At 70.1% G+C, this 13,646-nt stretch carries 13 protein-coding genes; 5 read left to right on the top strand and 8 right to left on the bottom strand.

The annotated features are described in order from the left end of the window. Window positions 1-118 precede the first annotated feature (118 nt). Together JOE64_RS04290 and JOE64_RS04285 are read left to right on the top strand one after the other, a co-directional pair. The gene (locus JOE64_RS04290) at window positions 119-1,381 is read left to right on the top strand and encodes a sensor histidine kinase (RefSeq protein ID WP_204963111.1); all 1,263 of its coding nucleotides are present in this window, start codon (window positions 119-121) and stop codon (window positions 1,379-1,381) included. Continuing rightward, the gene (locus JOE64_RS04285) at window positions 1,378-2,079 is read left to right on the top strand and encodes a response regulator (protein ID WP_204963110.1); all 702 of its coding nucleotides are present in this window, start codon (window positions 1,378-1,380) and stop codon (window positions 2,077-2,079) included. The genes JOE64_RS04290 and JOE64_RS04285 overlap by 4 nt, the downstream gene beginning before the upstream one ends. A gap of 53 nt (window positions 2,080-2,132) precedes the next feature. Here the strand turns inward: JOE64_RS04285 and JOE64_RS04280 are convergent, their stop codons facing one another. The 3 genes from JOE64_RS04280 to JOE64_RS04270 form a co-directional block, all read right to left on the bottom strand. Continuing rightward, window positions 2,133-4,802, bottom strand: a complete 2,670-nt coding sequence (locus tag JOE64_RS04280; protein WP_204963109.1) for a family 43 glycosylhydrolase — start codon at window positions 4,800-4,802, stop codon at window positions 2,133-2,135. Window positions 4,803-5,080: 278 nt separating this feature from the next. Continuing rightward, complete coding sequence (locus tag JOE64_RS04275; protein ID WP_204963108.1) at window positions 5,081-5,737, bottom strand: FMN reductase; 657 nt, start codon at window positions 5,735-5,737, stop codon at window positions 5,081-5,083. Continuing rightward, entirely contained in the window at window positions 5,734-6,939 is a 1,206-nt protein-coding gene (locus JOE64_RS04270; protein ID WP_204964958.1) for an LLM class flavin-dependent oxidoreductase, read from the bottom strand. The genes JOE64_RS04275 and JOE64_RS04270 overlap by 4 nt, the downstream gene beginning before the upstream one ends. Before the next feature lie 270 nt (window positions 6,940-7,209). Here JOE64_RS04270 and JOE64_RS04265 point away from each other — a divergent pair, with 270 nt between their 5' ends. Beyond that, entirely contained in the window at window positions 7,210-8,220 is a 1,011-nt protein-coding gene (locus tag JOE64_RS04265; RefSeq protein ID WP_204963107.1) for an isopenicillin N synthase family dioxygenase, read from the top strand. A 261-nt stretch (window positions 8,221-8,481) separates the two neighbouring features. On the opposite strand, the gene rpsO is transcribed toward JOE64_RS04265, so the two are convergent. Further along, window positions 8,482-8,751 (bottom strand): 30S ribosomal protein S15, encoded by a 270-nt coding sequence (rpsO, locus tag JOE64_RS04260; RefSeq protein WP_005048780.1) that lies wholly within the window; start codon window positions 8,749-8,751, stop codon window positions 8,482-8,484. Window positions 8,752-8,895: 144 nt separating this feature from the next. Between rpsO and JOE64_RS04255 the strand changes: the two genes are divergently transcribed. Further along, a complete protein-coding gene (locus tag JOE64_RS04255) occupies window positions 8,896-9,126 on the top strand; it encodes a DUF167 domain-containing protein (protein ID WP_204963106.1) in 231 nt (76 codons plus the stop codon). Further along, window positions 9,123-10,448: an MFS transporter gene (locus JOE64_RS04250; protein WP_204963105.1), complete on the top strand. Its 1,326-nt coding sequence runs from the start codon at window positions 9,123-9,125 to the stop codon at window positions 10,446-10,448. Before JOE64_RS04255 ends, JOE64_RS04250 begins: the two co-directional genes overlap by 4 nt. Before the next feature lie 81 nt (window positions 10,449-10,529). Here JOE64_RS04250 and JOE64_RS04245 read toward each other — a convergent pair whose 3' ends face one another. The 4 genes from JOE64_RS04245 to JOE64_RS04230 form a co-directional block, all read right to left on the bottom strand. After that, window positions 10,530-11,093 (bottom strand): YceI family protein, encoded by a 564-nt coding sequence (locus JOE64_RS04245; RefSeq protein ID WP_204963104.1) that lies wholly within the window; start codon window positions 11,091-11,093, stop codon window positions 10,530-10,532. 91 nt (window positions 11,094-11,184) lie between these two features. Then, window positions 11,185-11,553: an FKBP-type peptidyl-prolyl cis-trans isomerase gene (locus tag JOE64_RS04240; RefSeq protein ID WP_204963103.1), complete on the bottom strand. Its 369-nt coding sequence runs from the start codon at window positions 11,551-11,553 to the stop codon at window positions 11,185-11,187. Window positions 11,554-11,735: 182 nt separating this feature from the next. After that, window positions 11,736-12,935, bottom strand: a complete 1,200-nt coding sequence (locus tag JOE64_RS04235; RefSeq protein ID WP_204963102.1) for a PrsW family intramembrane metalloprotease — start codon at window positions 12,933-12,935, stop codon at window positions 11,736-11,738. A gap of 10 nt (window positions 12,936-12,945) precedes the next feature. Continuing rightward, complete coding sequence (locus tag JOE64_RS04230; protein ID WP_204963101.1) at window positions 12,946-13,626, bottom strand: TetR/AcrR family transcriptional regulator; 681 nt, start codon at window positions 13,624-13,626, stop codon at window positions 12,946-12,948. Between the last annotated feature and the right edge of the window lie 20 nt (window positions 13,627-13,646).

Below are 13,646 nucleotides of genomic sequence, written 5' to 3'. Positions count from 1 at the left end.
ACTGCCGTTGTTCGAGGCCGCCTCCGTTGGCGGGATACAGACACTGTGCGGGGGTTGGGCGCCCGCGCCGGATTGTGGTCGTATTGTTCGCGGACCGACGCGACGACGAGGAGGAGCGATGACGAGGACTCGGCGCAGCGCCGCCTCGCGGCTGTTCGTCGCGATGCTGCTGTCGGCGGTCGCGGTCGCCGCGCTGACAGCGGTGCTCCTGATCTGGGACGGACAGCGGACGACGCGTGCCGAAGCCGAGCGCGTCACCCAGGCCGTCGCACAGACCCTCGCCCTCTCCCCCACAGTCGCCTCGGCGCTGTCCGACGGCGACGATGCGGCGGCGTCCGACGCCCTGCAGCCGGTCGCGACGCGGGTGATGAGCGAGGCCCGGGTCGATTTCGTCACGATCATGGATGCCCGCGGCATCCGTGTCACGCACCGCGATCCCGACGAGATCGGGCGACCGTACGTCGGCACCATCCCGACCGAGCCGACCCAGCTGACCGAGGAATCGACGGGCACGCTCGGCCGGTCTCTGCGCACGATCGTTCCGATCGAGGCGGACGGCCGCCTCGTCGGCTGGGTGTCGGTGGGCGTGACCCTCGACACCGTGTCCGCACAGATCCTTCCCCGGCTGCTCGTCGCGATCGGTGTCGGCGGCATCGTCCTGGCCGCGGGCATCATCGGCGCGGCTCTGGCCCGTCGCGCCACGCGTCGCGTGGCGGGCGATCTGCCCGCCGGCGCGATCCGCGACACCCTCTCGTCGGCGGAGTCCCTGCGCACCCTCGGCGAGGCGCTGCGCGCCCAGACCCATGAGCACGGCAATCGCATGCACGCGGCGGTGGCCCTGCTGGAGCTCGGGCGCACCGACGAGGCCGTCGGCATCCTCACCGACTCCGCCGAACAGAGCCAGCTGCTCGTGGATCAGGTCACGGCGTACACCGCGGGCGATCCGACGGTGGGCGCCCTTCTGCTCGGCAAGGCGTCCCAGGCCCTCGAGCGGGGCATCGCCTGGGAGGCATCCATCGCTCCGGACGCACCGCCCTCGACCCTCGCGCCGATCGACGCGGTCGCCCTCGTCGGGAACCTCATCGACAACGCGCTGGATGCCGCGGCGGCCGGTCCGCCGCCGCGCTGGGTGCGCGTGCAGATGCGACGCACCGACGAGGACGAGCTGGCTCTGCACGTCAGCGACTCGGGCGCCTCACCGACCGACGAGGTGCGCGCCCGGATGTTCGAGCGCGGCTTCACGACCAAGCCCGCCGGCGCCGAGGGGCGCGGAGTCGGGCTCGCGCTGGTGCGCGCCGTCGTCGAAGATGTCGGTGGGACGATCACCGTCGATGTCGATCCCACGACGTTCCGGGTGATCCTGCCGACGGAGGACGCATGATCGGGGTACTGCTCGTCGACGACGAGGCGCTGACGCTGCAGCTGCACGCGTCGTACGTCGCCCGTGTGCCGGGCTTCGAGGTGGTCGCCGAATGCACCGGCGCGCGCGCCGCAGTCTCGGCGATCCTGGACTCGCCCGACCGCGAGCGCATCGACCTGGTGCTGCTGGATGTGACGATGCCGGACGGCACGGGACTCGACGTCGTGCGCCACGTGCGTGCACGGACGGCGGATGTCGACGTCATCGCGATCACCTCGGTGCGCGAGGCCGAGGTGGTCCGCCAGATGGTCGCGCTCGGGGCGACGCAGTACCTCGTGAAGCCGTTCACCTTCGCGACCTTCCGCGAACGCCTGGAGCAGTACGTCAACTACCGCACGCGGGCGCAACGCGCGAGCGGTCCCGCGACGCAGAGCGAGATCGATGCCCTCCTCAGTGCGCGGACGCCCACGGCCCGCACGGTGCTGCCGCCGAAGGGGCTGTCGGCGACCTCGCTCGCACGGGTCGCCGAGGCGGTCCGCACCGGGGGCCCGTTGTCGGCGACCGAGGCGGGCGACGCACTGGGGATGTCTCGCGTCGCCGCGCGCCGCTACCTCGAGCACCTCGCCGACGAGGGACGACTCGAGCGCGCTCCTCGATACGGCAGTCGCGGCCGCCCCGAGACCGCGTATGCGTGGGCGCAGCAGGCGACGGCTCCGTAGCGCGACGACAGGTGGCCCGCCGCCGTCGCGACGGGCCACCTGTCGTTGTTCGTTCAGCCGCAGGACTTCGCCGCGTAGGCGGCGTCGACGCTGCGCGTGAGCGTCTTCCCATCCTTCGTCACGGATGCCTGCACCGTCACGGTGCCGGCGTCGATCGAGCCCCGCCGCGTCGAGAACGCTGCCGACACGGTCTTGCCCGCGGCGACGCTCTCGAACTTCTTCGTGCCGAACGACGACGTGACGTCGGCCGCGATGGCCACGGACTCGCCGTTGCCCACCTGCGGCACCAGCACGACCTTGCCGGCGACGCAGCGCGTCTCCGCCGTGGCACTGACCGTGAGTGCGGGCGGTGCCGCGAACTGCCACGAGTCGAAGGTGAACAGTTCACCCGAGCCGCCGCGGAACACGAAGAACACGTCCGTCTTGCCTGTCGCTCCGGCGACCGGGCAGTCGATGTCGACCCACTGCGTCGACCCGGCCGTTCCGGCCGGAACGGTGCAGGTGCCCACGAGCGTGCCGGTGCGGCTGCCGAGGCGGACCTCGATCGTTCCGCCCACGCCGGTCGTGCCGACGCGTGCCGTGAAGCTCGACGCTCCCGATCCGAAATCGGCACCGCGGACGCGGATGTAGTCACCGTTGTCGATGCTGCTGACGTGCAGACCGCCGCCTGTCGTCGGCGACACCTCGACGCCGGACTCCCACGAGATCGTCTCGGCTTCTTGGCGCGTGTACGGGTCGAACGGCGCGATCTGAGACACCCCTGCCGTCGTCATGTTGATCGTCGGGATGGTGCCGTCGGCGTTGTAGGTGAACTCCTCGATCGACACCGAGCGCCCGTACCCGCTGCCGCCCGGCAGCGCGCCGTTGTGGTAGAAGAAGTACGACTTGCCCTTGAAGTCCACGATGCCGGGGTGGTTCGTGAACGAGCGGCCTTGGCTGGGCATGATCGTGCCGCGGAACGTCCACGGGCCCGTCGGCGTCGGTGAGGTCGAGTACGCGATGTACTCCGAGCAGCACGACGCGGCGAACACGTTGTAGTACATGCCGTTGCGCTTGTAGACCCAGGGTCCCTCCTGGTACGCCGTCTTGGTCGGGTCGGAGGCCTTGGTGCCGAAGCCCTCGTGGGTCAGCGGGATCTGCTCGGGGGTGGAGCCGAGAGAGATCATGTCCTCGTTGAGCTTGACCCACCACAGGTTGGGGTTGCCCTGGTACAGGTAGGCCTGGCCGTCATCGTCGATGAACACGGTCGGATCGATCTCGCTGCGGGAGATCAGCGGCTTGCCGATGGCATCGCGGAACGGACCGACCGGGGTGTCGCCCACGGCGACGCCGATCGCCCGCTGCCCCGTGGCGGCCTCGGTCACCGTCACGTACCAGTAGAACTTGCCGTTGCGTTCGATCGTCTGGCTGGCCCAGGCATCCGAACGTGCCCACGCGAAGGTCGACACGCTCAGCGGTGAACCGCGATCGGTCCAGTTGACCATGTCGGTGCTCGAGTACACGTGCCAGTCGTTCATGACATACGTGTTGGAGTTGTCCTCGTCGTGACCGGTGTACACGTACATCGTGTCGCCGACGACGAGCGGCGCCGGGTCGGCGGTGTAGATGGTCTGGACGATGGGGTTCCCCCAGGTGTCCGAGCTCGCCGCAGGCGCCTTGAGGCGGAACGACACGGTCTTGGTCGCGCTGACCCCGCGCACCTGGACGGTGGCGGTGACCGTGCCGGTCTTGTCAGGCTCACCCGCACGCGGCACCGCGGCCGTCGCGAGGCGGCCGTCGCTGCCGACGACGAGGTTGGGGTCGGTCGACGACCAGGTCACCGCGCCGTTGTAGTCCGGCAGGCGGGGCTTCTCGACCTCGATGGTGAGCGGGTTGACCGAGTTGAGGATCGTCTGGACGCTCGACTGGAACGACGAGGCGTGCAGCGCGGCGTCGGTGTCGGAGACCGCCTTGACCTCGCTCGCCTGGAGCGCCCGGTCGTAGACCCGGAAGGTCGAGACCTTGCCCTGGAAGAAGGGGTCGGGCCAGGGCGATCGCCCGATGGCGTTGAGCGACTGATCCGTGATCGACGCGGGCGACAGTGTCGTGCGTCCGGTCGAGACCAGCACCCCGTCGACGTAGAACGAGATGGTGTCGGCGTCGCCGTCGATCACGGAGGTCAGGCTGTACCACCGGTTCGCGTCGAGCGCCTGGCTGGAGCGTGCGTTGGCCTCGCCGCCGGCCGAGCTGGTCGTGATCGCGGTGCGCGGACTGTCGCGGACGGAGGTGAAGTAGTACGACCCGTTGGAGTTGTTGCCGATGTTCCACAGGAAGTTGAAGGCCGACTTCATCGAGGCGTCGATCGCGACCTCGGTGGTGATGGTGGCCGAGTTCTTGCCGCTGAGGATGGAGGCGGGAAGCTCCACCCAGTTCGCCGTCGTGCTCGACTTCGCCCCGCCGATGAAGGTGAGGGAGTCGCCGTTCCACAGCGCATCCGTACCGTTGCGCACCGTGGCATCCCCGACGCGGCCGCTGCCGGTCGCGGTGTTGGGGACCGTCGATCCGGAGGTCTGGCTGAAGGCGTACTGGGCGATGAGCCCGTCGGTGGGAACCGTGCCCGCGGCCTGGGCAGGAGAAGCGGCCCCCGCGAGGGCGGACCAGATCAGCGCCCCGATGCTCAGCGCGGCGATCCCCGCGCGTCGGCGGGATCTCAGGGGCGATGGGGGCGGTGACGTTGTTGTCATGTTCAACTCCTCGGTGAGTGGTCGCGCGGTGGCGCCCGGGCACACCGCAGAGGCGACGCGGCAGCCGCTCTGGCTGGCGTCGCCCGACGCGGCTCGACGTGCGCTCGTGCCCGGGCCGGCGTGGTCCAACCCCGGTTCGGCACGATGTTATCGCTACCATAGGTGCGGCACAACCCACTCTTTTTCGGCACCTCGCCTCCGCACCGTCGGCGCCGCAGATGACGAAGACGGCGCGCCCGGAGCCTGAACCTCCGGGCGCGCCGCCTCGAGAAGAGCGCCTACTCCCCCGCGAGCCCTCCGAGCAGGTGGCCGAAGCTGCGCCCCTCGCCGAGGTAGTTCGCCGGATCGAACGGATCGGCACTGCCGGCGGGCTCGCGGCGCGCGACGGCGTCCGCGAGCTCGCGGGCGCCGCGGTCCACGCGGGAGCTCAGGGGCGCGACCTGGTCGGCCGACGATCCCCAGTCGCTGGATGCCGCGAACACGCCCGTCGAGACGGCCTCGGCGTGCAGGTAGGCGAACAGCGGCCGGATCGCGTAGTCGATCGCGAGCGAGTGGCGGGCGGTACCGGCGTTCGCGCCGATCAGCACCGGCATCCCGGTCAGCGCGTCGGGATCGAGCACGTCGATGAACGACTTGAACAGCCCCGAGTAGCTCGTGGAGAAGATCGGCGTCACGGCGATCAGCGCGTCGGCCGAGACCACCGTGTTGATGGCCGACTCGAGCGCGGGCGGAGCGAAGCCGGTGAGCAGATTGTTGGTGATGTCGTGCGCCACGTCTCGCAGCTCGATGGTGTCGACGGTCGCGTCGATGCCCTTCGCGGCGAGCTCGGCGATCGTCGCGGCCGCCAGGCGGTCGGCGAGCATCCGGGTCGAGGACGGGTTCGACAGCCCCGCCGAGACGACGGCGATGCGCCGCGGGGCGCTCACGGCGGTCATCGCGCACCGCCCATCGCCGCGGCGCCGAACGCGGCCCCGGCGGCAGCCGGAGCGTCCTGGTAGGGCGACGGGCCGGCGAGGTTGTCACCGCGGTTGGCGCGCGGGGTGGCCTGACGCGAGTGCCCGTCGCCGTACGTGGCGCGGACAAGGCTGGCGTGGGTGGGCGCGTCGGGCACGTTCGCGGGGCGGTCCTTCGCGAGCTCCTTGCGCAGCACCGGCACGACCTCGCCGCCGAGGAAGTCGAGCTGCTCGAGCACGGTCTTCAGCGGCAGGCCCGCATGGTCCATGAGGAACAGCTGGCGCTGGTAGTCGCCGAAGAGGTCGCGCATGCCCGCGTAGCGGTCGATCACCTGCTGGGGCGAGCCGACGGTCAGCGGCGTCATCTGGCTGAAGTCCTCGAGCGACGGCCCGTGGCCGTACACCGGGGCGTTGTCGAAGTACGGGCGGAACTGCGCGACGGCATCCTGCGAGTTCTTCGCCATGAACGCCTGGCCGCCCAGGCCCACGATCGCCGTCTCGGGAGCGCCGTGCCCGTAGTGCTCCCAGCGCTGGCGGTACAGCCCGATCAGGCGCTGGTAGTGCTCCGCCGGCCAGAAGATGTTATTCGCGAAGAAGCCGTCACCGTAGTACGCGGCCTGCTCGGCGATCTCGGGGGTGCGGATCGACCCGTGCCACACGAACGGCGCGACGCCGTCGAGTGGCCGCGGGGTCGAGGTGAATCCCTGCAGCGGTGTGCGGAACTTCCCCTCCCAGTCCACGACGTCCTCACGCCACAGCCTGTGGAGCAGGGCGTAGTTCTCGATCGCGAGGGGCAGCCCCTGACGGATGTCCTTGCCGAACCAGGGGTAGACCGGCCCGGTGTTGCCGCGGCCCATCATGAGGTCCATGCGGCCGCCCGACAGGTGCTGCAGCATCGCGTAGTCCTCGGCGATCTTCACCGGGTCGTTAGTGGTGATGAGGGTCGTCGAGGTCGAGAGGATGAGGCTCTCGGTCTGCGCGGCGATGTAGGCGAGGGTCGTCGTGGGCGACGACGACCAGAACGGCGGGTTGTGGTGCTCGCCGAGGGCGAAGACGTCGAGCCCCACCTCTTCGGCGTGCTTCGCGATCTCGACCGAGGCGCGGATGCGCTCGGCCTCGCTGGGGGTGCGCCCGGTCGTCGGGTCCTGCGTGATGTCGCTGACCGTCATGATGCCGAACTGCATCTGCCGCGTCAGGCCGGCAGCGTCGGGGGTACCGGCCTGACCGGTGGTGGTCTCGCTCACGATGATCTTCGCCTTCCGGATGCCGCGGCATCCATTCCATGCAGATGAATGTATCTGATGTAACGCGCCGTCGTCCAGGCTATTCCCGCGGCCTGCGAAGCCACCGAACAGGCGCGAGGACCGGCGGCGGCGACACCCGCACTCGACAGACGCCCGGTAATCCGGCGCAACACTCGGCACGAAGGCCGGGCATCCCTCTAGCCTCGTCGCATGTCCGAGCCGAACCTGCCCGTCCTCGACCTGTCCGACCTCGATCGTGGGCCCGCGCAGGCCGCACGCTTCCGCGACGCCCTGCGCGCCGCCACCCACGACGTCGGATTCTTCTACCTCACCGGCACGGGCGTCACGCCCGAGCTCGAGAGCAGGTTGCACCGGACGGCGCGGGCGTTCTTCGACCTGCCCGAGGCCGACAAGCTCGCGATCGAGAACGTGCACAGCCCGCACTTCCGCGGCTACACCCGCGTCGGCGGTGAGCGCACGCAGGGCGAGGTCGACTGGCGCGAGCAGATCGACATCGGCCCGGAGCGCGACGCGATCGATGCTCCGGATGCCCCGGACTACGCCCGCCTCATCGGCCCGAACCTGTGGCCGGACGCCCAGCCCGAACTGCGCGAGGTCGCCACCGAATGGCAGGAGCACCTGGCCGGTGTCTCGCGCAAGCTGCTGCGCGCCTGGGCACTGGCACTGGGTGCCCCCGAGTCGTACTTCGACGAGCACTTCGGCGAGCCGGCGACGCTCCTGAAGATCGTCCGCTACCCCGGGTCGCGCGAACCCGAGCCCCAGCAGGGCGTCGGCGCGCATAAGGATTCCGGCGTCCTCACGCTGCTGTGGGTCGAGCCCGGCAAAGGCGGCCTGCAGGTGCAGCGGGACGGCGAGTGGGTGGATGCCCCGTCGGTGCCGGGGGCGTTCGTCGTGAACATCGGCGAGATGCTCGAGTACGCGACCGGTGGATATCTCATCGCGACGAACCACCGGGTGGTGTCACCGCGCTTTCCGGGCGACCGCATCTCGGTGCCGTACTTCTTCAACCCGGCGCTCGACTCGCGCCTGCCGCTCATCGACCTACCGGCGGAGATCGCCGCCCAGGCCCGCGGCGTCACGCAGGACCCGACCAACCCGATCCACGCGCTGTACGGCGAGAACGCATTGAAGTCCCGCCTGCGCGCGCACCCCGACGTGGCCGAGCGCTGGCACGGCGACCTGCTCGCGGCCCGCGCCTGAGGCATCCCCACCGGCCGGGAGCATCCGCCGGCCGGGCATCCGTACACCTGGCATCCGTCGGCGAAAGCAGGACGTCCGGCGAGAACAGGACGTCCCACTCCGCGATCGTCCTGTTCTCGCACGATCGCCTGTTCTCGCGCTACCGCGCGTGAGCGAGGCGGATGCCCGAGCCCGACGCAGGCGAGAACGACGAGAGCCTCCCCACACCGTGGGGAGGCTCTCCAAGAATGTTCTGCGCGATTGAACGCTGGCGCGCGGTGCTTAGCGGCGCAGGCCCAGACGCTCGATGAGCGAACGGTAGCGGTTGATGTCGATGTCCTGCAGGTAACCCAGCAGGCGACGACGCTGACCGACGAGGAGGAACAGACCACGACGCGAGTGGTGGTCGTGCTTGTGCTCCTTCAGGTGCTCGGTGAGGTCCTTGATGCGCTGCGTCAGCATCGCGACCTGCACCTCGGGGGATCCGGTGTCACCGGGGTGCGTCGCGTACTCTTCGATGATCGCCTTCTTGACGTCTGCTTCCAGTGCCATAGGTGATCCCCTCTCTGCTTGTTGCGCGGCGCCCGACGCTTGATGCGTGGGCTCTCTTTATCCGCGGCCGATCCAACGGCAACCGGTCGAGTCTACCAGCCCCGCGACGACCTCGGCGACCGGGCGGAGCCGTAGGCTCGACGGGTGCAATACACGATCCGCGTCAAGCCGGGCAGCCGCAAGGGTCCGCTCGTCGAAACGGATGCCTCGGACGACGCGGCGCTCACGGTCTTCGTCCGCGAGCGCGCCGTCGACGGCGCCGCGAACGATGCCGTCGTCCGCACCCTCGCCGCGCATTTCGAGGTGCCTCCCCGCGATGTCACGATCCTGCGCGGGCACGCGTCGCGCATCAAGCGCATCGAGGTCGACCGATGAGCGCGCCGAGGCGTCTGCCCCGGCTGCGCCGTGACCACTTCATCGACCTGCGCCCGTTCTCTGTCAGCCCGGCGTTCACGCGCCTGTGGATCGGGTCGACGCTCGCCGGCCTCGGCGGCCAGCTGACGATCGTCGCCGTCATGCTGCACGTGTACGAGCTCACCCAGGACACCTTCGCGGTCTCGATGGTCGCCGTCGCCGGGCTCGTGCCGATGATCGTCGCGGGCCTCTACGGAGGAATGCTGGCGGATGCCTTCGACCGCCGCACCGTGGCACTGCTCGCGGCATCCGTGACCTTCGCGTCGACGCTGCTGCTCGCGGCCCTCGCGTGGGCGGGGATCGAGAGCGTCGCGTGGCTGTTCGTGCTCAGCGCGATCAACTCGGCCGCGAACTCCATCGTCGGGGCAACGAAGTCGGCGATCACCCCGCGCTTGCTCCCCCGCGACCTGTTGCCCGCCGCCGCAGCGCTGCAGGGCATCACCGTCGGGATCATGGTGATGGCCGGCCCCGCCCTCGCCGGCGTGCTCGTCGCGTTCACCGGCTACGCATGGACCTACACCGCCGACGTGCTGCTGATGACGACGCTCTTCCTCGGACTGTGGACTCTTCCCGGCATCCGGCCCGAAGGCGAGATCGTCCGCCCCGGACTCGAGTCGCTGCGCGACGGGATGCGCTTCTTGCGGCGGGCACCCAACATCCGCCTGCAGTACATCCTCGACATCATCGCGATGACCTTCGGGCATCCGATCGCCCTCTTCCCGGCGATCGGGGCGGTGCTGCTGGGCGGCGGACCGATCACGACCGGCGTGCTGACCGCGTCGATCGCGGCCGGCGCGTTCCTGTCGAGCCTGTTCTCGGGGCCCATCGGTCGGGTGCGTCGTCACGGACTCGGGATCGCGCGCGCGATCCAAGTCTTCGGCATCGCGACGACGGTCTTCGGGCTCGTGCTCGTCGCCGCGCAGCTCGGCTGGTTCGCACCAGCGACGGTGGATACCGCGCACGCCAACGTCATCCTCATCGCGGTCGCGATGCTCGCCCTCGCCGTCACCGGGGCGGCCGACAATGTCAGCGCGATCTACCGGTCGACGATGATGCAGTCCGCTGTGCCCGACACCATGCGCGGACGCCTGCAGGGCGTCTTCATGGTCGTCGTGGCCGGCGGACCCCGCGTCGGCGCGCTCTACGCCGGCACCCTCGCGACCCTCACCGCGCTCTGGGTGCCTTCCCTCGTCGGCGGCCTCATCATCGTCGGCCTCGTCGGGGTGCTCGTGAGACTGCACCCGCGCTTCCGCGCGTACGACGCCGCGAACCCGCAGCCGTAGCCGCATCCGCAAGACTCACCGGAACGACGACGGGGGTGGATGCCGCCGCAGCAGCATCCACCCCCGTCGGGACAGAAGGCCTCAGGCCTGGATCGAGCCCTGCAGGTCGAGCGTGATGGTGACGTCCTTGCCGACGAGCACGCCACCGGTCTCGAGCGCCGCGTTCCAGGTCAGACCGAAGTCCTCGCGGTTGACGACGGTCGTGGCGGTCGCGCCGGCCTTGTAGTTGCCCCACGGGTCGGTGCCGAAGCCGCCGAACTCGAGCGTGAAGGTGACGGGCTTGGTCACGCCGTGCATCGACAGGTCGCCGTCGACGAGGAAGTCGCCACCCTCGTAGCGCACGCCGGTCGACGCGAAGTCGATCGTCGGGTAGGTCTCGGCGTCGAAGAAGTCGGCGGAACGCAGGTGGTTGTCGCGTGCCTCGTCCTTCGTGTCGATCGAGGCGACGTCGACCGATGCCGTCACGCGCGTGTCGAGGGGGTTCGCGCCCGCCTCGATGGTCGCGCTCTTGACGCCGAAGACGCCGCGCACCTTCGAGATCATCATGTGACGGACCGTGAAGGTGACCTCGCTGTGCGCGGGGTCGAGCACCCAGGTACCGGCCTTGTAGCCGGGGATCTCGACGGTCGAGGTGGAGTCGGTCATGTTCTGTCCTTCGTGACGGGGAAGCGGTTCGCGAGAGTGCAACGCACGCCCTCGAAATCCATTCCCGCGAATGGAAAAGTTTCTGCGGGGCTCAGCCGACGGCGAGCAGATCGATGATGAAGATCAGCGTCTTCCCGCCGAGGAAGTGCCCCCCGGCAGGCCCGTAGGCGAGGTGGGGCGGGATGACGAGTTCGCGGCGGCCGCCGACCTTCATCCCCGGGATGCCGTCCTGCCAGCCCTGGATGAGGCCGCGCAGCGGGAACTGGATGGACTCGCCGCGACCCCACGACGAGTCGAACTCCTCGCCGGATTCGTACTCGACGCCGGCGTAGTGGACGGTGACGGTGTCGCCGGGCTTCGCCTCGGCGCCGTCGCCCACAACGATGTCGCGGATGACGAGCTCCTCGGGCGCGGGGCCGGTCGGCGCGTCGAATTCGGGCTTGGTGCGCTCTTCAGTCATGGCATCCATCCAAGCACGGATGCCCGTGACGCGGAGGTGAACGACGGGCACCACGCCCCCGGCGCACAGCTCCAACGTCCGATCTACAAAGACTCAGCGCCCGGTGCCGCGGCGATGCCTGCGTGTCTCCCGAGCGCTGAGTTGGTCTCTTCCACCATTGTGTCCCCGCGGAGACGGGGGTGTCAAGGGATGCCGTGCGACGCCGTCTGTGCCAGCACCGCGGCACGCGCGGCGCAGGCGCCCGACAGCGACGCCCGCTCGTCGCTGACCGACCCCGCATCGCGCCCCGTGCACGTGCGCTGGCGCGCGGCGGCGAGGGCGGTCGCCTCACGGATGAACGCACGCATCTGCGGCGCGCGACCACCCGGCAGCGTGCGCGCCCAGGCGATCGCCCGACGCCGGCCCGACGGCGTGGCGAGCATGTCGACCTCCGCGGCGGTGAACCAGCCCGCCGCCGCGTACTCGGTGAGGCGGTCGTGGGTCAGTCGCGCCTCTTCGCGGCGGAGCGCGAGGATGCCGGCGACGAAGCCCAGGAACAGCGGCACCTGCAGCGTGGCGTACAGATGGAAGAAGTCGGCGAACAGCGCCGAGCCGTTCCAGAGGGCGTGCAGCAGGGCGGCACCGACCATGCCCGCCAGCCCGATGCGGGCCGCACGACCGACGCCGGCACCGGAGCGGGCTGCTCGGCCGATCGCGTAGCCCGTCACCGCAGTGAACATGACGTGCGCGAACGGAGAGAGGATGCCTCGCAGCAGGAACGTGAACGCCGTCTCGGCGGGCCCTCCTTCGATAAGGCTCGTCGCGAAGTACATGATGTTCTCGGTGAACGCGAACCCCGCGGCCACGAGCGCCCCGTAGACGACGCCGTCGACCGGCCCGTCGAACGACCGCCGCGCGAACACGAAGACGAGGAACACGCCGAGGCCCTTGGCGAACTCCTCCACCAGTGGCGCCTGCACGACCGACGACAGCGCGTCGCGCATTCCGTCGTCGGCCACGCCCGGCAGGACGATGCCGAGCAGCACGTCCACACCCAACGCGATGGCGACGGCGGCGATCGCGCCCCACGCGACGGCGAACACGACGAGAGAGGCCGGTTCGGGCTCCCAGCGGTCCACGATCCGCACCGCCCACAGCACGCCCGCGAGCGGGATGAGGGCGAGGATCATGCCGACGACCGAGGCGACGACACCGAGGAAGGTCAGAAGGTAGGCAACGAGCCCGATCAGCAGCACGATGAGCACCGCGAACAGCCAGACCGGCGCCGTTCGACCGCGACGGTCGGGCGTCGGCAGCCCGAGCGGAGCCGGCGACACCGGCGCAGGCGCGATGGGTGCCGGCGGACTCTGAACGGGCTGCGCGAGCGGCGGCAGGGAGCTCATGCGCTTCAGCCTAGAGGCGCCCCGCTCGGGGCCGCGTCCATCCCGACCGGTGGAGTCGGTCGACACCGTCGAGCAGCAGATCGAGGGCGAAGAGGAACTCGGCGTCGTCGTCGCAGGCGTCACCCGCGTGCGGCGATGTCGTCGCCATGCGGACGATCGCCGGGTAGACCCGGGCGAACTCGGCCATGGCCTGCGCGCGCTCCACGGGGTCCGCGGGCGGCTGCGGTGTCGGCAGGACGTCGCGGGTGAATCCCCACATCCGCGTGCTGAGCGCGTGCATCGCATGGTGCACGAGGTCGGCCGAGAGGCCGTCGTCGAACATCGCCGCCATGAGGGCATCCATATGCGCGAGCACGGTGGGCGTCGCGCGCGTCCGGGTCTCGATCGCATCGCGCGCCCAGGGGTGCGCGGTGAGCACGTCGCGTGCGGCGAGGATGCGGGAGCGCACGGCGGTCGTCCAGTTCGCGTCCGACGGGGTCGGGCGGATGCCGGCGACCACCAGATCGAGCATCTCGTCGACCAGCTGCGACCGGTCGGCGACGTGTTTGTAGAGCGCCATCGGTGTCACGCCGAGCACCTCGGCCACGCCGCGCATGCTCGCCGCCTCGAGGCCGTGCGCGTCGGCCAGCTCGACGGCGACCCGCACGATGCGGGCGGCATCCAGTGGCATCCGAGCCGCTCGGGTTGACATGTATACACCGTACACCTAGC

It is taken from the genome of Microbacterium dextranolyticum (genome assembly GCF_016907295.1).
GTDB lineage: Bacteria > Actinomycetota > Actinomycetes > Actinomycetales > Microbacteriaceae > Microbacterium > Microbacterium dextranolyticum.
This window is presented reverse-complemented; position numbering and strand designations above follow the sequence as displayed.